The organism is Bacillus sp. Xin1 (assembly GCF_013314535.1).
Lineage (GTDB): Bacteria > Bacillota > Bacilli > Bacillales > Bacillaceae_G > Bacillus_A.
Map to the genome: position 1 here is coordinate 62515 of NZ_JABUAE010000005.1, position 21779 is coordinate 84293.

The 21779-nt window shown below is 35.6% G+C and carries 19 protein-coding genes; 3 read left to right on the forward strand and 16 right to left on the reverse strand.

What is annotated here, in order from left to right:
• Nucleotides 1-19 precede the first annotated feature (19 nt).
• The 4 genes from HRG09_RS07975 to HRG09_RS07990 form a co-directional block, all read right to left on the reverse strand.
• A complete protein-coding gene (locus HRG09_RS07975) occupies nucleotides 20-148 on the reverse strand; it encodes a DUF4027 family protein (protein ID WP_174100284.1) in 129 nt (42 codons plus the stop codon).
• A 132-nt stretch (nucleotides 149-280) separates the two neighbouring features.
• A complete protein-coding gene (locus HRG09_RS07980; RefSeq protein WP_174100285.1) occupies nucleotides 281-703 on the reverse strand; it encodes a universal stress protein in 423 nt (140 codons plus the stop codon).
• A gap of 81 nt (nucleotides 704-784) precedes the next feature.
• Entirely contained in the window at nucleotides 785-2245 is a 1461-nt protein-coding gene (locus HRG09_RS07985; protein WP_174100286.1) for a SulP family inorganic anion transporter, read from the reverse strand.
• A 152-nt stretch (nucleotides 2246-2397) separates the two neighbouring features.
• Nucleotides 2398-3648, reverse strand: a complete 1251-nt coding sequence (locus tag HRG09_RS07990; RefSeq protein ID WP_174100287.1) for a cell wall-binding repeat-containing protein — start codon at nucleotides 3646-3648, stop codon at nucleotides 2398-2400.
• Nucleotides 3649-3772: 124 nt separating this feature from the next.
• Here HRG09_RS07990 and HRG09_RS07995 point away from each other — a divergent pair, with 124 nt between their 5' ends.
• Together HRG09_RS07995 and HRG09_RS08000 are read left to right on the forward strand one after the other, a co-directional pair.
• A complete protein-coding gene (locus tag HRG09_RS07995) occupies nucleotides 3773-4516 on the forward strand; it encodes a response regulator transcription factor (RefSeq protein WP_174100372.1) in 744 nt (247 codons plus the stop codon).
• The gene (locus tag HRG09_RS08000) at nucleotides 4513-5883 is read left to right on the forward strand and encodes a sensor histidine kinase (RefSeq protein ID WP_174100288.1); all 1371 of its coding nucleotides are present in this window, start codon (nucleotides 4513-4515) and stop codon (nucleotides 5881-5883) included. Before HRG09_RS07995 ends, HRG09_RS08000 begins: the two co-directional genes overlap by 4 nt.
• Before the next feature lie 38 nt (nucleotides 5884-5921).
• Here the strand turns inward: HRG09_RS08000 and HRG09_RS08005 are convergent, their stop codons facing one another.
• Nucleotides 5922-6446 carry a dihydrofolate reductase family protein gene (locus tag HRG09_RS08005; protein WP_174100289.1) on the reverse strand — a complete coding sequence of 175 codons (525 nt, stop codon included), beginning with the start codon at nucleotides 6444-6446 and terminating at the stop codon, nucleotides 5922-5924.
• Nucleotides 6447-6511: 65 nt separating this feature from the next.
• On the opposite strand from HRG09_RS08005, the gene HRG09_RS08010 reads away from it, so the two are divergent.
• Complete coding sequence (locus tag HRG09_RS08010) at nucleotides 6512-7495, forward strand: helix-turn-helix transcriptional regulator (protein WP_174100290.1); 984 nt, start codon at nucleotides 6512-6514, stop codon at nucleotides 7493-7495.
• Between the two features lie 21 nt (nucleotides 7496-7516).
• Here HRG09_RS08010 and HRG09_RS08015 read toward each other — a convergent pair whose 3' ends face one another.
• From HRG09_RS08015 to HRG09_RS08065, 11 genes are all read right to left on the reverse strand, one after another.
• Nucleotides 7517-8002, reverse strand: a complete 486-nt coding sequence (locus HRG09_RS08015) for an HIT family protein (protein ID WP_174100373.1) — start codon at nucleotides 8000-8002, stop codon at nucleotides 7517-7519.
• An 11-nt stretch (nucleotides 8003-8013) separates the two neighbouring features.
• Entirely contained in the window at nucleotides 8014-8391 is a 378-nt protein-coding gene (locus HRG09_RS08020) for an OsmC family protein (protein WP_174100291.1), read from the reverse strand.
• Nucleotides 8369-9793 (reverse strand): amino acid permease, encoded by a 1425-nt coding sequence (locus HRG09_RS08025; protein ID WP_174100292.1) that lies wholly within the window; start codon nucleotides 9791-9793, stop codon nucleotides 8369-8371. Before HRG09_RS08025 ends, HRG09_RS08020 begins: the two co-directional genes overlap by 23 nt.
• Before the next feature lie 483 nt (nucleotides 9794-10276).
• The gene (locus tag HRG09_RS08030) at nucleotides 10277-10921 is read right to left on the reverse strand and encodes an amino acid ABC transporter permease (RefSeq protein WP_174100293.1); all 645 of its coding nucleotides are present in this window, start codon (nucleotides 10919-10921) and stop codon (nucleotides 10277-10279) included.
• Nucleotides 10922-11578 carry an amino acid ABC transporter permease gene (locus HRG09_RS08035; RefSeq protein ID WP_174100294.1) on the reverse strand — a complete coding sequence of 219 codons (657 nt, stop codon included), beginning with the start codon at nucleotides 11576-11578 and terminating at the stop codon, nucleotides 10922-10924.
• A gap of 66 nt (nucleotides 11579-11644) precedes the next feature.
• A complete protein-coding gene (locus tag HRG09_RS08040) occupies nucleotides 11645-12481 on the reverse strand; it encodes a glutamate ABC transporter substrate-binding protein (protein WP_174100295.1) in 837 nt (278 codons plus the stop codon).
• Between the two features lie 12 nt (nucleotides 12482-12493).
• Entirely contained in the window at nucleotides 12494-13222 is a 729-nt protein-coding gene (locus tag HRG09_RS08045; protein WP_174100296.1) for an amino acid ABC transporter ATP-binding protein, read from the reverse strand.
• Nucleotides 13223-13391: 169 nt separating this feature from the next.
• On the reverse strand, nucleotides 13392-14852 hold the full coding sequence (locus HRG09_RS08050; RefSeq protein WP_174100297.1) for an alanine/glycine:cation symporter family protein: 1461 nt from the start codon (nucleotides 14850-14852) through the stop codon (nucleotides 13392-13394).
• 161 nt (nucleotides 14853-15013) lie between these two features.
• The gene (locus HRG09_RS08055) at nucleotides 15014-15988 is read right to left on the reverse strand and encodes a phosphotransferase enzyme family protein (protein ID WP_174100298.1); all 975 of its coding nucleotides are present in this window, start codon (nucleotides 15986-15988) and stop codon (nucleotides 15014-15016) included.
• A gap of 390 nt (nucleotides 15989-16378) precedes the next feature.
• Nucleotides 16379-16978 (reverse strand): TasA family protein, encoded by a 600-nt coding sequence (locus HRG09_RS08060; RefSeq protein ID WP_174100299.1) that lies wholly within the window; start codon nucleotides 16976-16978, stop codon nucleotides 16379-16381.
• Nucleotides 16979-17263: 285 nt separating this feature from the next.
• Complete coding sequence (locus HRG09_RS08065; protein ID WP_174100300.1) at nucleotides 17264-21505, reverse strand: S8 family serine peptidase; 4242 nt, start codon at nucleotides 21503-21505, stop codon at nucleotides 17264-17266.
• Nucleotides 21506-21779: the final 274 nt, after the last annotated feature.

Below are 21779 nucleotides of genomic sequence, written 5' to 3' on the forward strand. Positions count from 1 at the left end.
TCTATTTACAATGCTACTTTTATAAGAACATCTGTTGAAACATTTTCTCAACAATAGCCAACACCACCGAAGTAGTAAATCCCCCTAAACAAATAAGACTCACTCCCTGACTATACGATAAACTTTGAAATGCTTTCATTTCTTCCATCCTCCATTCGCTCTCTTTGATGCTTTCATCATATCAATGGAAGGAATTTTATAACATCGATTTTGCTAACAGCAGTCTTACAATTTTGTAAGATTTATCCCCATAAAAAACAGACAACATTTCTGCTGTCTGTTACTTCACAATCATCACTGGACATTTCACTCGTTTTGCTATTTTATGACTTACACTACCAAGTACCATTTCTTGCAATGCATTTAATCCCCTACTCCCTACTATTACGAGATCAATGTCTCCTGTATTTACATACTGTACAAGCGTATTTCCTGGATCGCCATGTAAGATAGTGATTTTATAAGAAATTCTTTCTCGCTGTAATAAAGCTTCAATTTCTTTTAATCTATCTTTTCGACTAGCTGAGATTGTTTCTATATTTGTTTGTCCCTGTATAATATCTGATTTTGCTGTTCTATTATCTACTACGTATACAATTTCAATGTTTGCTTCCTTACTTAATGTAGCAATGTGTGCGGCATGCTTTGCTGCGCGTATTGCGTGTTCTGACCCATCACATGCTAGTATAATTTGCTTGTACATATGCTGAAGCCCCTTTCATCATCATACTCGTATTATAATACAAAAAGAACCCTTTCGGCCTCCCGAAAAGGTTCTTCCTATTTAACTAACAGCTTGTTCTCTATTTTTATTATAAGTAGCCAATTTTTTAATCAGCTGCGAACTACGCTCATTTAATCCTGTTATACTTATTTTTACACCATTTTGCTCATACTTCATCAGAATTTTATCCACTGCTGCTACAGCTGAATCATCCCATACATGAGCATTTGTAAAATCAATCTCTACTTCTTTTACATCTTCTTTAAGCTGAAACGCATTTATGAATGCTGTAGTAGATGCAAAGAACAGTTGTCCGTGAACAGCGTATACCTTTTTCTTACCAATATAAAAATGTTTCACGTGAATCTTTGCCATATTTGCTGCAAATAATACGGCACTTATTACCGTACCGATAATCACACCGAGTCCTAAATTGTGTGTTACAAGAACAATTGCGACCGTTACGATCATAACGAACGCATCACCTTTTGGAACTTTATGAAGGGTAAACACAGAATTCCAATCGAATGTTCCAATAGACACCATAATCATAACCGCAACTAATGCCGCCATCGGAATATGGACAACATAGTCACCAAGAACAAACAGGAGCACAATTAAAAATCCACCAGCAACGAATGTTGATAATCGACCACGCCCACCTGATTTAATGTTAATAACGGATTGTCCAATCATTGCACATCCTGCCATTCCCCCAAAGAAACCAGCAATAATGTTAGCGATACCTTGTCCACGTGCCTCTTTATGTTTATTACTTGATGTATCTGTCATATCATCTAAAAGAGACGCTGTTAATAACGATTCTAATAATCCAATGACAGCTAACATAACAGAATACGGTAAAATAATCGCTAACGTTTCTAATGTAAATGGTACATCCGGAATACTAAAGAACGGCAATTCTTTTGGTAAATTCCCCATATCACCAACAGTTCGTAATTCAAATCCACTAAGTAGTGCAATACTTGTCACAATAACAATAGAAACAAGTGTAGACGGCACAGCCGTCGTAATACGTGGAAATAGATAAATAATTGCAAGTCCTAATGCTACAAGTGCATACATTTTCCAATTTACACCTTGAAAATGTGGCAATTGCGCTGTGAAAATTAAAATTCCAAGTGCATTTACAAAACCACTCATTACGGAACGTGGAACAAATTTCATTAGCGAACTTAATTTCAGTACTCCAAAAATAATTTGTACAACACCTGTTAAAATGGTTGCGGCAAATAAATACGACAATCCATGATCTTTCACAAGTGTCACCATTAACAATGCCATCGCACCTGTTGCCGCAGAAATCATTCCCGGTCTTCCGCCTACAAACGAAATTGTTACAGCAATACAAAACGCAGCGTATAATCCAACCATCGGATCTACACCTGCAATAACGGAGAAGGCAATCGCTTCAGGAATTAATGCTAGTGCAACAACAATGCCTGATAACACATCTCCTTTCACATTGGAAAACCATTCTGTTTTTATAATTTGAAACAAAATAACACTCCTCTATTTTTCTATTTTTGATTTCCTCCATAAGAAAATCGATCCGGCTGCACGAGAGCTATTATATAATAAATGTCAGATTTTTTGCTATGAAAAAGTTTCCCAAAATAAAAAGACGCTTGCTTATGCAGCGTCTTTTCTACTTAATGTCCACCATGACCTCCGCCATTTTCCTGAACAATCTCTAATCTTTCATCTAATATCCCTTGCGTTTCAAATGAAATATTCTCCGTATTCCCTAATAAAAAGCCATGATTATATGGTCCTAAGGTTGGATCATCCTTAAACTTCGGCTGGATCGTTGCCAATAAATCATAAACTGGTTGTGAAACCTGCCCTTTATCTAATAATAGAACAGGTGCATGTTTCCCCATATGAGAAAACGGTGCACCAGCAATTGCTAAATCAGGCGTTTCTGTTGAAACAAATGATACGCCATGTCCCGGTTTTTTGAATCCCCAACCAAATTTCGTTTTTTCATCTTTAAACTTAGTAAAGGCGATAGAGTTTTCTGTCGGACTTTCTCCACTAATACGCGTTACTTTACCATGCTCACTTAACTGTTTTTCTACCTCTTTTGAAATAACTTTTTCTGGACCTAATATATATATATTTGCTTTTCCTTTTCTTGCTTTTAACGCCTCAATTGTAGCTTCGGATACTTTATCTCTTCCTACATATAAAAGAGGTTCAGGCATATGAGAAATCCAGTTCACAGCAGGTGTTGTATACAATCGCCCTTCTTCTTCAGAAGAACCTATAATCACGCTTTCCGGATACTTCCCTGTTATGTCTGCATATTCTTTATCAACATCTTTCGCAAATGCAGCTGGATCCGTTTCTTTTATTTGTTTTACTTTATATTCTTTTAATTGGTCTAATATAGAAGATTCTACATCCCCCATCACCATAATTTGCGTTCCATCTTTTGTTCCAAGTGGATTTAATCGTTTAATTTCTTTTAACGTCGCCTCTGGAATACTTTCTTTATTCGTAAATAAAATAGGTCCATTGTTTGGATGATGAATGAGATCGGCACTAGCAATTCCAAGTTGCCACTGATTAGCTGACACCAAAATCACTGCTCCTGGCTGATTCTCTTTATGAGTTGCTGGCCATATCATTTGTGATGTTAATACTGCCATTTGAACAGGATCATTTGTATTTAATCGTGTTACATTTTTTAAACTAGTTGTTAATACATCATTAGATGCTCCATCATTCATTTCTTTTGGCGCCATCGCTGCATCATTCATCTTCATATCTTTTTGATTCTCATTCTTTTTTTCTTTTACTTCTTCACTTTTCTTTGTTTCCGTGTTCGTTTGACCACACGCTGTAAGTCCAAATGTAGCAACTATTGTCACACTCAAAATTTGAGTTACCTTTTTCACTATATCGCCTCCGTATCCATCATGTTTGAGCCTATGTTTTATCTAGAATGTAATTTTCAACTATACGATAACAAGCAATTCTGAAGAAATTATGCAGATGCATTATAATCTGCAACATTTCTTGATGATTTTGCATTACACTTTTAATAATGAATACAAATACGGAGGATATTATATGATGAATATACTACTCGTAGATGATGAACCACGTATGCTGGAGTTATTAGCACTTTATCTTACTCCTAGAGGATATAATTGCATTTATGCGACTTCAGGCCAAGAAGCCATTTCCTATATAGAAAACCAACGTTTTAAGTTCATTCTTCTCGATATTATGATGCCAAAAATGGATGGGTGGGAAACATGTAAAAAGATTCGTTCATTTAGTAACGTTCCTATCATTATGGTAACCGCTCGTGATCAAACGCTAGATGTTGTTCAAGGATTAAAAATCGGAGCTGATGATTATATAACAAAACCGTTTCATGAAGATGAACTATTAGCACGAATTGAAGCTGTATTGCGACGTAGCAATCAGCATGAACAACTAAAATATAGAGGGATTTTGTGGGATGAAGCAAAGCACTTTATTTCCGTTCATGGACAAGAGGTTTTGCTTACACCAATTGAATTCTCTTTACTTGGATTATTTTTGCATCACTTAAATTATGTACTCAGCCGCGATCAGCTTATTGAGCGAATTTGGGGGCTAGATACAAATACAGAGGATCGCACAGTGGACTCCCATATTCGTAATTTACGTGATAAATTACGAAAGGCTAATTTTCCAATTGATGAACATTTAAAAACCGTGTATGGTGTTGGCTATCGATGGATTGACACTGAAAATCAAGGAGTTACGCGATGAAACGAATTTCTGTTCAACTCGGATTTTATTTTTTAATTGTTACGCTTTTAATCGAAACCGTCCTGTTTGCATTACTCTATTACAGCCTTGTCAATACGAGAGTAAATGAAGAAATGACAGCATTATTAAAGCGGGGAAATAGCCATCGGGATGTACTTGAAAAACATTTCGATTCTCAAACAATCTCTCATGTCGCTTTAATGGAATCAGAAGCTGAAACAAAGGTTGTTATTACAAACGCTCATAAAGAAATATTAGCAAAATCTAATGATATAGATTCCACTATAAAAAGGCACATTGTCGAAATGATAAAAAGTGCAGATCATAACGGAACAATCATAGAAAACCACTGGAAAACATCTAATTATATATGCACAGTTAGTCCAATATTAATAGAAGGAAAAATACAAGGTTATGTTTATATGTTTCTCGGTACAAGTTCTATTAAACAAATGATTTCAGGTCTTACAAAACAATTTCTTGTTGCTGGTGTCGTTACATTTATTTTAACAGTCATTACAATATTTCTTCTTTCACGTCTGTTAACGAAACCACTCCTTCGTATGAAGCATGCTACTGAAAAAATGAGTCGTGGTGATTTATCTGTCTCTTTAACAAGTACTCGAAATGATGAAATTGGTGAACTTGCAGAATCTATCCAAACGCTTGCAAATGATTTACATTATATGAAAAAAGAACGTAGTGAATTTCTAGCAAGTGTAGCTCATGAACTACGAACACCATTAACCTATGTACGAGGGTATGCAGACATCGCACTGAAAGACCATACATCTCCTAAGCAGCGCCAAAGGTATTTATCAATTATAAAAGATGAAGCAGATTCTATTACAAATTTAGTACAAGACTTATTTTTACTTGCACAAATGGAGCAGCACAACTTTTCCATTGAAACAACGAAAGTACATGTAGAAGACTTTCTTTCTCGTATTGTTACAAAAGTGAACGTTATGTACGAAATAAAACATATTCATGTCTCTTTAACATGTCCCTCTTCACTTTCTATAGTTCTAGATGAGCAACGCTTTGAACAAGTTATCATCAACATTTTGAATAATGCATATGTACATTCAGCAGAACATTCTCAAATTTTTATTTTTGTCACAGTACATCAAACGCATATCAAAATTTCCATCCAAGATACAGGGGAAGGAATTCCAGAAGAAGATATCCCACATATTTTCGAACGGTTTTATCGCGTTGATAAAGCAAGATCTCGTTCTACTGGCGGAACTGGATTAGGACTTGCGATTGTGAAAGAAATAGTTGAACTACATGGCGGGAATATTACTGTAACGAGTGAGGTTGATCATGGATCTTGCTTTACAATTTCATTGCCATCTATATAGAAACACGACTATCATCAATAGTCGTGTTTGTTTATCATTTAAGATTTTACTTTATAATATAGATTTACAAATTGACCAAAACGTTTTGTATCCGTTAAAGTTAAATCAATTTGTGGATTCTTTTCTTTAAATAACGGAATACCAGAACCTAATATATGAGGTGTAATCGTAACAATATATTCATCAATTAGATTACTCTTAAAAAATTCTCTCAGTAGACTCCCTCCACCGACCATCCATATTTTAGATCCTTCCTGCTCTTTCAACCTTTTTGTAAACTCCACTACATCTTCATTTACAAACTCTACATGTCCATTTGAACCTTTTTCTGAATTAGAAAAAACATAACATTTTTTATCTAGGTATGGGAATGTTTCCGTATGCTCTACCACATAATCGTACGTTCTCTTTCCCATGATTATTGTATCAATTGTTTCGTACATTTCTGTATAACCGTTGTCCCCCTCTCCTTCCGTTTCCATTAACCATTGTAAATCATCATCTTCTTTCGCAATAAATCCATCTAAGCTCGCTGCAATAAATAAAACAATTTCACGTGGCATATCTTTTCCTCCTTGCGTCTCATCTTGATAAAATTATGATGTATGCACTATACTAACCGTAAAACATGACAATTTGTGTCATGTTAGAAAAGAAAAAGGTGATATATTTGTCAAAAGCAAAACGTTTACTAGATATTCTTATATTTGCTTCTGCGAAAAAAACATTTACAGCACAAGAAATAGCTGATGCATTTAATATTTCCGTTCGTACGGTTCATAGATATATTTTAGATTTAAGTGATATGGGATTACCCATTTACGCTGAACAAGGTCGCAATGGAGGATATAAAGTGTTAACAAGCAGCATGCTTCCCCCCATTTTATTTACCGAAGAAGAAGCGGTCTCCATCTTCTTTGCTCTTCAATCTTTAAGCTACTACCGAGATTTGCCTTTTAATACAGAAATCAATTCTGTTACTCATAAACTGTATAGCTCTCTACAAAATGATGCGAAAGCTAAAGTTGATAAAATACGTTCTTATATCGCTTTTTGGAACCCAAAGAGAACAATTGATACACCTTTTTTAAACGAAGTATTAACCGCGGCTATTGAAAAGAAAAATTTACACTTTCAATACGAATCTAAATCGGGGATAAAAACAAAACATGTTCACCCTATCGGTGTATATGCTCACGATGGTTTATGGTATTTGCCATCCTATGACTTTAGTCGAAAAAAAATATTATTGTATCGTGTCGATCGTATTCTTTCTATATTATCAACGGAAGAAAATGAAAATACGTTCATGAATTTAGAAGAATGGTTTTCCTCTAACTCTAACGTAGTAAACGTTCCTACTCAGTTACATGTTTTACTAACGACAGAAGGTGTACGCCAATGCAAAAGTGTTCCTTACCTTGAGGAATTCGTTGTAATTAACGAAGATGGTACGGGATATATAAATTCAACCGTTGATAAAGGTGAAATCAATTTTATTACCCCTTTATTTCATAGACTTGGAAAAGATGCAAAAGTTTTAGAACCGAAAGAATTGATAGATGGTTTACGTACACATGCGAAAGAAGTTTTAAATATATATAAAGATTAAAAAGACGTAAGAAGAATCCTCTTACGCCTTTTCAATGTGCAGTATTTGCTCTATTGCTTCTATTAACAATTTCTTTGTTTCTTCAAAATTATGATTCTGCTTTTCTCCAGGTTGTACCGTATAAAACTCAGCAAACGAGCGCTCTTTATATCTTGGTACAACATGCATATGATAGTGTGTTAATTCGTTGAAGATTCCACCATTTTGACAAATTGTAATTCCGTCCGGTTTATATAATAACTTGATCGCTTTTGTAATAACCTTAGACGCATCCATAATTGATTTGGCTACAACATCATCTAATTCATCCACCTCTAAAACGTGCTGCTTTGGCACAATTAAAGTATGCCCTGGATAAAAAGGTGCATGATCTAAAAAACACGTTACATAATCATCTTCATATACTTTATATATTTTTTCTTCTTCGTGTGCTAATTTACAACCTAAGCAGTCCATTACACTTCCTCCTCTTTCTAAAACAAAAAAACGTGAGTGCCTTATTCTCACGTCTTTATGTTTCACTTTATTAACTCAACTGTTTCTGTAACCTTTATACTATCCTTCACAGATTGAACAATCGTACAATTCTTCACAGCAAGTTCTAACGCTTTTTCTAACTGTACTTGTGTAATTCCTTCTGCTTTTATTTTATAGTGCAAATGAAGACTTTCTACCGGCCTCGGTAAAGCTTCACTTCTACCAATTTCAGTTTCAATTGTAAACATATCATATATAATACGCTTCTTTTCTAAAATTGTCCGAAATACAATTGCACTGCATCCTGCAATAGAAGAAACCAATAATTCTAACGGCGTATGTCCACTTTCTTTTCCAATAGACAATCGACCATTTGAAAATTCTGCTTCAATATCATCATGCTTGATTGTTAGTTTCATATGTTGTTCCCATCTCCACTTTCGTAATTTGCTGCCGTTTCTTATTTATATAATAATACACATAGCAGAAAATGATAAATGGAATGCCGCAATATAGTGCCATACGCTGTTCTGGAATGAACGCTAAACTAATTACAACAATACTATTTGTAATTAACGCTAAAATTGGAACAATTGGATATAGTGGTGTTTTATATTTTAAGTCTTCTAATTTCCCGCCACCCTTTATATACTGGCTTCTAAAGCGAAGTTGTGACAAGGCAATGATAATCCAACTTGAGACAGCTGATAAGCCAGCGATAGATAATAAGTACATATATACTGTATCTTCCGCTAAAAAGCTTGTTAGTAAAGATAATGCTGCTACTGCAATTGTAACTACTAATGCTGTAATCGGAATCCCACGCTTATTTACCTTTTTGAAAGAAGCCGGTGCCATTCCTTCATTTGCAAGTGACCATAGTATACGTGTCGCTGCATATAATCCTGAGTTCGCTACAGATAATAACGCAGTGATAATAACGAAATTCATAATATCTGCTGCATATGGAATACCGATTTTATCAAATACAACAACGAATGGACTTTCAATAACTCCTGCGTCTTTCCAAGAAATTAAACCTACTAAAATCGTCATTGTTAAAATAAAGAACAACATAATGCGCCATACTGTATTACGAATTGCACGTGGAATTGTTTTTTCCGGCTCTTGGCTCTCCCCCGCTGCAATCCCAATTAACTCTGTACCTTGGAACGAAAAGTTAACTGTAATCATTGTGAGAAGTACCGCAGCAAGTCCATTCGGGAACAAACCTCCATCGCTTACAAAATTAGAAAAAAGAGGTGCTGATTCTTTTCCGTCATATGGTAAAAATCCTAATAACGCACTACCACCAAGAACAACAAATGCGATAATCGTAATAACTTTAATACTTGAGAACCAAAATTCTAATTCCGCATAACTCTTTGCTGAAATAGCATTTGACATATATAAAATAACTCCAAATACAAGACACCATACCCAAACATCGACATGTGGAAACCATCTTTTCATCATTAAACCGATAGATGTTAACTCTAAACCAACTGTAACTGCCCAGCCAAGCCAATACAGCCAGCCGATCATAAACCCTGTTCCAGGACCTATAAACTTCGTCGCATATTTTTGGAAAGAACCAGAAACTGGCATCGCTACTGTTAGTTCACCAAGGCAAAGCATTGTTAAATACATAATAAATCCGCCCACTAAATAAGAAAGAATCGCTCCCCCTGGTCCCGCTTGGTTAATGGTATATCCTGATCCTAGAAAAAATCCTGTTCCGATTACACCTCCAAGTGCAATCATAAATAAATGTCTACTCTTCATCGTACGATGTAATTTCTCGTTCGTTGTTTGCTGCATCGTAATCCTCCCCTATAAAAACCCTCTATCTCTTTTTAAAATTTTCTGATAATAAAAATATACACGAAAGCGGTTACAATTTCTATATAAAATTAAAACTTTTCTGATAAAACATCATATTTTTTAATCCCTCTTACAATTACACTACTAAAAAGTTAATATATTCCAAATTATATTTTCCGTACTATATAAATCCATTTTGTTTTTCCAAGATATAAAGTGAAACTTTAATCATCCCTCACCAATCAGGCTTTTACGGGCAGTTAATGCGGGATAAATCACTGCTATGAAAACAAAAGAGGACCTGCACTCATTTTCTCTCGTTGTTTTAACTTGGCACGGGGCAGAAAAAGGCCCTGACCGCTTCTATCCATGGACGGATCCTCTCTCCCACCCAAAAAGAAAGGTTTTATGTCGATTTTTCAACTTATATTCACATATGTAAAAAACAAAAAAACTCTTACATCCTATTTCATGTAAGAGTTAACGGCTCTCCAATTTTCTAGACACAAGCGATAAACTGTAGTTAACAACAAAATACATACAAGCAACAAGTAATAACGTAGGAATCATATAGTTTACGTTTTGCCCATTAATAATTTGAGCGTTATGCATGAGTTCTGGCAAAGAGATAACAACTGCTAGTGACGTATCTTTTAATAAAGAGATAAATTGACTAACAAGTGGTGGTACCATGCGTCTCAATGCTTGTGGCAAAATAATATGCCACAGTGTTTGTACATATGATAATCCAGAGGCACGTGCTGCTTCAATTTGTCCTTTTTCAATCGATAATAAGCCACTTCGCACAATTTCTGATATCATCGCTGCTTCAAATATCGTTAAAGCAACAATAGCTGCTGTTGTAATCTCTAATTTCAGTCCAGCTTCCGGAAGTGCAAAATACGTAAAGAAAATAATTAAAAGCAGTGGTAAATTACGAATGATTTCAACGATAAAACCTAGTAACTGTGATACGACTGGTATCTTTGTATATCGCAACGTCCCAACCACACTACCAATAATAAAACTAAGCAAAATTGCTATAACAGCTATTTCTAACGTAACAAGTAGCCCTTTTAATAAAAATAAAATATGATCGCCTGTATAAGCACCTCGAAAGTCCATTTACACCGCTCCTTTCGCTAAGCGTTTCTCAAAGTAACGCACAAGCATACTAAGCGGTACAGTTAAAAGTAAATAAAACATTCCAACAAATATATATACATCAAATGTAACAAATGTTCTTGTTGAGATTAAATCCCCTTGATACATCAAATCTGCCCCAGCAATAATGCCAAGTATAGAGGAATTCTTTACTAAATTGAGAAACTGATTTCCTAATGGTGGAATTACTATTTTAATAGCTTGTGGTAAAACGACATAATACATAGCTTGCACGTATGTTAAGCCTGAAGAACGTGCCGCTTCCATCTGCCCTTTCGGAACTGACAAGATTCCAGCTCGAATCGCTTCTGCAATAAATGCTGCTGTATAAACTGTAAGTGCTGCCGTCCCAGCAACAAATCCGTTTAATGTAACACCCATTACTGGAAAAGCAAAGTAAAACACAAATGCAATTAAAACGAGTGGAATATTCCGAATGAATTCTACATAAGTCGCGCCAAACCAATTCAAAACTCGAATGGGTGCAATTCGCATCACTGCCATAATAATGCCAAGAATAAAACTCCCAATGAGTGCAACAACACTAGACATCACTGTATATTTAAACCCTTCTAGATACAAATCAAGATTGTTTGTAAGAATAGAAAAATCAGGCAAATGCTCCCCCCTCTTTCTTTACAAGAAGAGGATGAGTATCTCTCATCCTCTTACTCTTTCTATACTTTACTTCTCTGGCTTTTCACCAATCCATTTTTCATATAATTTATCGTATTCTCCATTTGCTTTCATTTCTTTTAACAAATCATTAATTGCCTTTGTTAAATCTGTTGCTCCTTTTTTCACAGCGATTCCATACGGCTCATCTGTAAAGATTTTTCCAACAACTTGATAATTTGCATCTTGTTTTGCCATACCATATAAAATGGCATTATCTGTTGTAAGTACATCACCTTTTCCTGCTTTTAACGCTGTAAATGCTTCGCTATAATTTTCAAATTCTAGCACCGTTGCTTCTGGTGATTTTTTACGAACATTTTGTGTAGAGGTTGACCCTTTTACCGCCAATACCTTCACGCCACTTTTCACATCATCGATACTCTTAATCTTGCTTCCTTTTTTCACAAGTAACGACTGTCCCGCTTTAAAATATACATCTGAAAAATCAACTTCTTTTTTACGCTCTTCTGTAATTGTCATCGTTGCGATAATCGCATCAATATCACCGTTTTTTAACATTGGAATACGCGTTTTGGAAGTTACCTCTTTTAATTCTAATTTACTTTCATCTCCTAGAATTTTTTTCGCAAGCGCTTTTGCTACATCTACATCAAACCCTTCTACCTTCCCTGTTGCAGGATCTTTCAATCCAAATAAGTTTGTATCATTTTTAACTCCAACCACTAGTTTTCCGCGTTTTTTAATTTGGTCTACTATATTCCCGCCAGAAGATTCTTTAGACACTTCTTTAGACGTCTCTTTCTTACCTCCGCAACCCGCTATGATAAGAGTAAATAAACATGAAAATACAATTAAAACAAACAGTTTTTTCGCTTTTAACATGAAATCCCTCCTCTAATGATTTAACACCCTGCTTAAAAACAATCGTGCTCTTTCTTGCTTTGGATTTGCAAAGAAGTCTACTGGCTTTGTATCTTCAATGATTTGTCCTTCATCCATGAATATGATGCGGTCTGCTACTTCACGCGCAAATCCCATCTCATGAGTCACGACAACCATCGTCATCCCTTCTTTTGCTAAAGTTTTCATTACATCAAGCACTTCTCCGATCATCTCTGGATCAAGTGCTGAAGTTGGCTCATCAAATAGCATAATTTCTGGCTTCATTGCTAATCCCCTTGCAATCGCTACCCGTTGTTGTTGCCCCCCAGATAATTGCTGCGGATACACATTCGCTTTCTCTGGAATTCCTACTTTCTCTAAATAGTACTTTGCTGTTTCTTCCGCTTCTTCTTTTGTTACATTATTTACTTTTATTGGTGCAAGTGTAATATTTTGAAGTACTGTTTTATGTGGATATAAATAAAAATGTTGAAATACCATTCCAATATTCCGGCGTAACTCATTCATATCTGTTTTCGGATTATGTACTTCAACATCTTGTACTACTAATTCTCCTTCTGTAATAGTTTCCAATTGGTTAATGCAGCGAAGTAATGTACTTTTTCCAGATCCAGATGGTCCGACGATTACAACTACTTCTCCTTTTTGAACTTGTAAATTAATATTTTTCAAAACTTGAAAGTTACCATAAAATTTATTTACATCACGAAAAGCAATCAATCTTTTTCCCCCTTTCCACCCTAATTTCATCGTATTTTAACTTGGCCCAATTATTAATAAAGTCAAGCTTACCTGATTCAAATTTTATTCGGCCACGCAAATAGAAATACCCATTATTTGAACAATAACGGACAGAGATACTGTCCGTTATTATTTTACAAATACTCTATTATGAAACTTCTTCTTTCTTATCTTTTCCGTATTCATGCTCCCAGAAATCAGCGTTTTTAATTCCTAGTTCGCGAGGATCGAATACAGGATCTTTTCCTTCTTTCTTCTGTTTTTCATAGTCTTTCAATGCCAGGAGTGCTGGTTTTTGTAGGAATAAAATTGCAATGATATTCACCCATGCCATAATTCCTACGCCGATATCACCAAGAGCCCAAGCGGTTGCTGCTGTTTTTACACAGCCGTAGAATACAACACCTAAGAAAACAATTTTTAAAACAAGTGACATCCATGGACGATCTTTATCACGATTTAAATAGGCAATATTCGTTTCTGCAATGTAGTAATACGCCATAATTGTTGTAAATGCAAAGAATAATAGAGAAATGGCAACGAAACCGTTTCCAAATCCAGGGAATACAGATTCTACTGCAGCTTGTGTATATCCAGGACCCGGTTCTGCACCATTTAATTTGTTTACAATGAAGTTTTTTCCGCTTGCATCAAATACGTTATACATTCCTGTAATAATCATCATAAACGCTGTTGCTGAACAAACGAATAATGTATCAATGTAAACGGAAAATGCTTGCACAAGTCCTTGCTTTGCTGGATGTGATACTTCCGCTGCTGCCGCAGCATGTGGCCCTGTTCCTTGACCTGCTTCATTTGAATAAATACCACGTTTTACTCCCCAAGAAATTGCTAAACCGATAATCCCTCCAAAAGCGGCTTCTAATGCAAATGCACTTTTTATAATTAACATAAATGCTTCAGGCAACTTTTCAATATTCATAAACACAATTACACAAGCAACAAGTATATACCCAACCGCCATAAATGGCACAACAACTTGCGCTACGTTAACAATACGCTTAACCCCACCAAAAATAATAAGTGCTAATACAACAACTAATACTGCTCCTGAGACAGATGTATCAATACCAAAAGCTGTTTCCAAGCTTAAGGCAATACTATTTGCTTGAACACCTGGAAGCAACATGCCTGTTGCAAGGATTGTAGCAGCGACAAACACAAGTGCATACCACTTTATCCCTAATCCTTTTTCAATGTAATACGCTGGGCCACCACGAAATTGTCCTTGATGCTTCGTTTTATATATTTGGGCAAGTGTTGATTCTACATAAGCAGATCCTGCTCCTAAAAATGCCACAGCCCACATCCAAAAGACTGCTCCTGGTCCACCAAATGCAACTGCTGTTGCAACGCCGGCGATGTTCCCTGTTCCAACGCGCCCTGATAGAGAAAGCGCTAACGCTTGGAAAGAAGAAACACCTGCTTCTGACTTTTCTCCTTTAAATGTAAGCCTCACCATTTCCCCTACATGCCTAACTTGTAAAAATCTCGTTCGTATTGAAAAATATAGACCTACTCCTAAGCATAAATAAACAAGTGCGGGACTCCATACAATATTATTTAGCCAAGTAACGAAAGCTTCCAATCCATTTCCCCTCCTTTTTTTATAAAGAATATTCAGAATATATAAAAATTATAAATGTATATATAGTCTATGACAATATTATTTTGATAAAACAAACATATTTTTGTATAAAAAAACAAAGTATATATTCGATATATATACTTTGTTACATTACATCTGTATTATATATTCACAATGGCTTCCTGTTTTATAATCCTTACATACAGTTCATCTGCTAGTTTTTGAAAATATACTGGCATTTCCTTACCCTTGAACTTCTTCTGAATCGTACCATATAAACCAATATCACGAAGGCGTAAAAATAATGGTAGGGATTCATACCAATTTTCTTCTAATTGATGTTCTAACTCATAACCTTTTCGTAACACTTGTAATTGTTCACGTGCAAACAATGTTTTTTCTTGTTCAGTCTTCCATACATTCGAAAGAACGGAATAATAAATAACCATTGCTAAATCATGAATAAAATAATTATACGTTGCATCATCAAAATCAAAAATCGTCAATTCTTTCCCATCATAATGGAAATTCCCTTGATGAATATCACCATGCATAAGACCAAAAGTTCTCTTTTCTATTGGAAGCATCTTTATTTTATCAATTAATACATATGCAATCTTTTTTACTTGTTCATCCTCTAACTGATCAATAATCGCTTTCTCTTCTATCTCCCATGTATCACGATATCCTGTATTAGGATAACTTATTGTAAGACGATGAAGTTGACCAATCGCTTTTCCCCATGCTGCAAAAAGATCATCTCCCCAATAAATAGATGTTGAATCTTTTACTCTCTCTCCTTTGGCATACGCAAATAAAGAAGCGTAAAAGAAAGTTCCATCTACTGCTTGTATCCCTTCTACAAGTTTTCTAGATTTTGAATAATATGGTCTAGCAATCTTAGCTCCATGCTCCCCTAGATACTGTAAAAAATCTAATTCTGCTTCTACTTGTTTTTCAAATCGATGAGAAGAGTGCGTTAATCTTAATACGTAAGATGCGCCTTTTTCATCCTTTGCATGAAAAATATAGTTTTCAAAATCTCCAAGCGGATTTTTCTCCACTATAACGTTAAATAAGTTTGCCGCTTTTTCCAAAATTCCATTGGTGAAAACTTTCTCTACAGCTACTTCCATTTTTAGCTCCTCCTTTATGTATCCCTTATTTAATTCGCCATGAACGCGAAAAGTACTGCTATGAATAGAATGAAAGAGCTTAAATTTTATAAAGTGAAAATTTAATCAGTAGGGGTTTTCCCCATCTCCACTGATTATTAGCCCTTACCAATCGGACTTTTACGGACAGTTCATCTCCCACCTAACTTCTTTGCTTTCGCTGAATTTTGAGATGGGAGTGTTACTATCCGTTAATGCGGGATAAATCCTATCCAATAACCAAAAAAACAGATTGATTTATCAAATCAATCTGTACAATATTTAGAAGAAATTATGCAAAAAGTATTTATATCACAACTAAAGATATAACTCTACCAACTTATTCTCGTATAAGAACAGTAATCTTTACCTTTACTTTTCTTCACCTTCTGTTTGCATTGAGTTGAAAGTCCAATTCAAATTCAATGCATCTCCTTGGAACACATTTTGATCTTCCCCGTTATCTACAAATGTGAACATTACATAGAAAGTATCATCATCACCTGAAGCAAGTCCGTTTTCTTCTCGATCTACAATACCTTTTTGCACAAGATCAGGAATATTTCCATTTTGTGTAGCTTCCTTCAATTCAGATAATGTAGTAGACCATACAGGTACTGTATTTTTGTCCAAGTTCCACAAGAAATCAACGCGGATATGATCCCCAAAATCAGTATTTCCATTATCTCCTTTAGCATCAATTACAGTGTAATCAGTAAGAAGCTTCACATCTCCGATCGCTAATGTACCTTTGTTAACTAGTTGAAACCCACGCTCCATTTCGTCACCTGGTTTAAGATTATCTACATCAATAACGACTTTAGGATCAACACTCAAGTCTAAAGTACCAGCTGCAAACGTGTTATTTGACACTTCTTTATCACTGAAATACGCATACGTTCCTCCCCCAATTAAAGATAAACCAAGAACCGCAGTCATAGCACCCATACCAAGCTTTTTCTTAAGACCCATTTCAATAATCCCCCTATTTTAAAAGTTCAAGTTATAGATCATGTATCAATTGCACGAAAAATAATAAACAAGCTAGTAAACTATTCCACATTAAAAACTAACCAATTTTAATTACTCAATGTGAAAATTCAAGTACCAAAATACATTTCACTATAAAACTACTTTAAGAAAAACCGGTAACGTTACAATGAAGCATTACCGGTCCTCATTAATCATGGAAGCACATCCCTAATTCGTTTTATAGTAGTTATTTAATGGCATACTGTATTCCAAGTTTGTACTTACTTATTTTTTCGGTTCCAATCCAATCGAGCGCAAGATTTTCTCTAACGTCACTGGTCCCACATTTTCTTTTGGTTTTTGATTTTCTTTAGCATCTGGACCCTTTTTCAAGAAGTTCTTCTCGATAAAACGAATATCTGTTTCGTTTACAACACCGTCTTGATTCACATCACCATCTTTGACAGCCACTTTTCCTTTTTCATATGATAGAGCTGCTATTCTAGCATCTTGAATATCCACCATTTTATCGCCGTTTACATCACCAGCAAGGTTATCCTCCATATCAGCTCTAAAATATTGACCTACTAATTCCCCGTCCTGCATTTTCCCTATTTTTGTTGTTAATTTACTATTTAAATGACCCGGCATTTCTACAAAAATATCGTATTCTTTATCGCTCACAGGAACATTGTGAATTTCAAATTGGCCGTTATTATCAATTTTTCCTGTGTATTTCTTTCCATCCTTGCCAACCACGTACACTTTTGCTCCCAGTTTTGTGTAGTCGTTCTTACCTACATACCCCTCTTCAGTCAAGAATGCTTCTGGTCCAATATATCCTGTAACCATTGAATGTTTTGAAACAATAGAAAAGGATTTATCTTTAAACACAGGAATCTCAGCACCTTCTGATGCACCAGCTTTTGTATAAGAGAATTTATCTACTCCAAATACAGCCAAACTATTAAAATATTCATCGCTCGTCATCTCGAATGTAACATCTAAAAATGGTGTGTCTCCATCTAATCCCTTAAATTCTGCTCCTTCTACAGATGCGCCAACTTTCACTTTATTTTCCCAAGTGCCTTCTTCATTTATCACCGGATCTTCTAACTTGATATTTAATCCATGTTGTTTCGCATATTCCGTAAGTGCTGGATTTGGTTTCACATCTGTAAATTTAAATAACTGTTTACTATAAGGAATCTCAAATGTACCTGACATAAGTTGTTTTACATTATTGAGATTTAAAGTTAACGTAATTTTGTCTCCTAATTTTATTTTGTCTTTGTCATAACTTGGAATAGCGTATTCTGTTCCTTCTTTAACAAAGACGTAATCTTTAAACCCATTCGCCATATTCGCTGCAGTTGCAAGGTCATATCCAAATAATCTTAAATTAAGCGGTTCATTTATTTCCTCTGGAAGTACGCCAAGTTTAAAATCACCATTGGCTTGAATTGTGTTCAACCAACCTGATGGAAAGGCAGAGTTTTGGTAATATACAATTTCATTAGCCTTTTGGTCATACTGAAGGCCTTTTGCCTTTAATGCATCTATCGTAGAATCATAAATATTACCATGGACCCACAATGCCCTTTGACCATCTTCTTCTGTGAACATAGATTCATTTACCTCATGAACACCAGGTTGTACATCAGCAAATTTCACTTCAGGTCTGACATTATCAATAATTACGCTATCTCCTTTTGTATAAGGTTTTCCTTCTTTATCATATCCAATGAAATCCAGTTGGTAATCTCCATCAGGCAGCGTAACTCGTTTATCTCCAATTGGATGATTCGGATCTCCTGTAAACGGGAACACGTATCCTCCCATACCATCGAACATAATATATTCAGTATTCGGTGTTAGACTACTAGCATTAAGTGTGCCAACAATTCCTAATGCCTTTCCTGTTTTTCGATCCTTCACAACCGCATCAATGGTTTCAAGTGGACTATTTAATTTAAATGTCAACGGTGAACTCGGTCTTCCCATAAATGGATGGAAGTTAGATGTATCTGTCGCCATTGCATCTCTAAGCAAATCTACAGATGCAATCCCTTTTTCTGTGAATTTCACTGCAAATGGCACTTGATATGTTTCTTTTTCATTGTTTTTATTTGAAATATGAATATATCCTTCATATCTACCGAATTCCGCGTTTTCTGGAATGATAATTTCAGGACTAATTTCCCCAGATGTACCAGGAACTACTTTAATAGAATCTTGTACATTCAACTTCACACCATTCTTCGCTGCATCTTGCACACCTACACTCGTTGGTGAAAACTCTACTTCTAATTTGAACTCTTTTTCTTCTGTTTTATTGTTGTTTTTAATCAGAACTTTTCGCTTATCTTTAATTGGCCCATTTGCTAATTGCGTTTTATAACCGAATGCAATAGAACCAGTTTTTTCTTCAATTTCTACTTCTTCATCATTTACCACGTTTGTCGTTTTATCGATAACCTCAATCGCTGTATCTGTATGAACTGCACGATACGCATCAATTCGTCCTGATCCCACCTCAAATACGGAGCGCTCTTCTTTTAAATCTACCGCTGTATTCATAAGCGCCTCTTTTACTTCAAATGGACTATAGTTTGGATGTTCTTGTAAAATTAATGCTGCTACCCCCGCAGTATGAGGAGTTGCCATAGATGTACCCGACATACGTCCATACGCTACTGGATAATTTTCGCCATCCTTTGGATCATTAATATATTCAGGAACAGTAGAGAAAATAGACACACCTGGCGCTACAATATCCGGTTTAATATCATCTGTTTTACTTGCAGGACCTCGTGAACTGAAATCAGCTAAGTGATCTCCCTCTGTTTTTGTGTTACTCAGTTCTCCAAATGCTAAGGACACATCCCCTTGGGCAGCTTTTGCTTGTAATTTCTCACCATCTGCTTTTGTTAAGCGGAAAGATGGAATAGATGAAGTACTTTCTCCAAGATAACTTGTAATTTCACCATCCACATTGTTGTACACAATGACAGCTTTCGCGCCTGCTTCCTTCGCATTTTTAATTTTTTCATCAAATGTAATCTCACCACGCCCGATGAGCGCTAGCTTTCCTTTTACATCTTTCCCCGAAAAATCATCTGATTTTCCAAGGCCTGTATATACAACAGATAAGGATTGTCCTTTTAAGTCCTCAAGCTTATCAGCAAAGCTTTTTCCAAGTAGCATCATCTTATCCACATGTAAATCACCTGCAGTAGCGGAAAACGTCGGAATAGTCATCGCAGCGTCACTCGCTCCAACTGTAATCGGAAGTGCCGCCGCACTAGGTGATCCAAGAGTTCCTTCCTCTGGCCCACTATTTCCTGCCGCTACAACTGTGACAACACCAGCTAACATAGCATTGTTTACTGCCACAGAAGTAGGGTATAAAGGATCATTAATAGAGGCACCTAGTGATAAATTAATAACATCCATATCATCTTTCACTGCTTTATCAATTGCAGCAAGAATACCATTTACTTGTCCGCTTCCGTATGGTCCTAATACACGATATGAATATAAATCTACATCAGGAGCAACTCCCTTAACCGCATGATCTACGTTATTCTTTTTATCCGCAGCAATTGTTCCTGCTACATGTGTACCGTGAGATGTATAATATGCACTTCCATTATAAATCTCAGGATATCCTCCTGAGTTTTGCCAATCTTTATATGTTGTTTCCATCGGATCAGCATCGTTATTAACAAAGTCCCATCCTTTTATAGAATTCGGATCTACTTTTGTTGGATCTTCCCCTTGTGTTGCACGATATCCTTTATATGCATCTTTTAAATCAGGGTGGTTATAATCGATACCTGTATCCAGTACCCCCACCTTAATTCCTTTACCTGTTATTTTTTCATCATGAAGCTTGTCCACACCGATTTGTGGTACACTATCTGCCATTTTCGGCTGCACAGCAGTCTTAGCTGTTTCTTTCGGCAGATCAATTTTGACCTCCTGATCTTCCCATACGCGCTTAACGATACCAGTGCGAACTAAGTCTTCAATCATATTCCCAGGTAACGACATTGCCACACCATTAAAAGCATTCTTATATTCTCTTGTTATTTTGGCAGACTTAAAGTTTTCTCCTTTATCTTTCTTTTTTCGAAGCTGTTCGAGCTCAGATTTAAATCCTTTATGAGATGCTTCCACCTTTTGTTCTGCATTAGAAAGAGCTAATTTTTTCCCTTTAGCTGCTTGTTTTAGCACCTCAATTTTAGCAGGAGCTTGCTTGAACTCTACAATTACATTCACATTATCAGGACTTGCTGTATTGATACCTGGTGAAATAACAAAACCTGGTTTTGTATCTAATGTTTTTAAAGCATTACGTTGTTCCTTTGTAAGTCCTTTCAATACAGAATTTGCATCATCAATACCAGTTAAAGTAGATGTATTTACCTCTTCTGCCAATACGTTATATGGAATTCCTTGAGACAATAACATACCAACAGTCAACGTTCCAATAAGAATCTTTCCAAATTTTCTTTTCTTCATATGGCATCCCCTTATAATTACAAAGTTATTTTTTCGAAACGAATTGATTCTCAAAACCTTGTTCAGTATTGGTAATTCTATCAATCTTGAACCTTTATTTCGTATAATTAAGAATAACCAGCACTGCTACCATCCCCACATTTCATCTAGCTGACCGCTCATTTTAATTTTTTCTATAAAAGCCCCCCACATTTTATTTCTAATAACAAATTTTCACAAAATGAATTATTAATAGAATGAAACTGTAATTCTATTTTTATTATTTCACATTTTG

What these genes read in the sequence shown, in the direction of transcription:
- HRG09_RS08030 (WP_174100293.1), bottom strand. Translation starts at nt 10,921, where the DNA reads ATGGACTTTCGAGGTGCTTATACAGGCGATCATATTTTATTTTTATTA.
- HRG09_RS07980 (WP_174100285.1), bottom strand. Translation starts at nt 703, where the DNA reads ATGTACAAGCAAATTATACTAGCATGTGATGGGTCAGAACACGCAATA.
- HRG09_RS08025 (WP_174100292.1), bottom strand. Translation starts at nt 9,793, where the DNA reads ATGCAGCAAACAACGAACGAGAAATTACATCGTACGATGAAGAGTAGA.
- HRG09_RS08020 (WP_174100291.1), bottom strand. Translation starts at nt 8,391, where the DNA reads ATGAAACTAACAATCAAGCATGATGATATTGAAGCAGAATTTTCAAAT.
- HRG09_RS08065 (WP_174100300.1), bottom strand. Translation starts at nt 21,505, where the DNA reads ATGAAGAAAAGAAAATTTGGAAAGATTCTTATTGGAACGTTGACTGTT.
- HRG09_RS08005 (WP_174100289.1), bottom strand. Translation starts at nt 6,446, where the DNA reads ATGCCACGTGAAATTGTTTTATTTATTGCAGCGAGCTTAGATGGATTT.
- HRG09_RS07975 (WP_174100284.1), bottom strand. Translation starts at nt 148, where the DNA reads ATGGAAGAAATGAAAGCATTTCAAAGTTTATCGTATAGTCAGGGAGTG.
- HRG09_RS07995 (WP_174100372.1), top strand. Translation starts at nt 3,773, where the DNA reads ATGATTTTGCATTACACTTTTAATAATGAATACAAATACGGAGGATAT.
- HRG09_RS08010 (WP_174100290.1), top strand. Translation starts at nt 6,512, where the DNA reads ATGACAATTTGTGTCATGTTAGAAAAGAAAAAGGTGATATATTTGTCA.
- HRG09_RS08055 (WP_174100298.1), bottom strand. Translation starts at nt 15,988, where the DNA reads ATGGAAGTAGCTGTAGAGAAAGTTTTCACCAATGGAATTTTGGAAAAA.
- HRG09_RS08060 (WP_174100299.1), bottom strand. Translation starts at nt 16,978, where the DNA reads ATGGGTCTTAAGAAAAAGCTTGGTATGGGTGCTATGACTGCGGTTCTT.
- HRG09_RS08040 (WP_174100295.1), bottom strand. Translation starts at nt 12,481, where the DNA reads ATGTTAAAAGCGAAAAAACTGTTTGTTTTAATTGTATTTTCATGTTTA.
- HRG09_RS08000 (WP_174100288.1), top strand. Translation starts at nt 4,513, where the DNA reads ATGAAACGAATTTCTGTTCAACTCGGATTTTATTTTTTAATTGTTACG.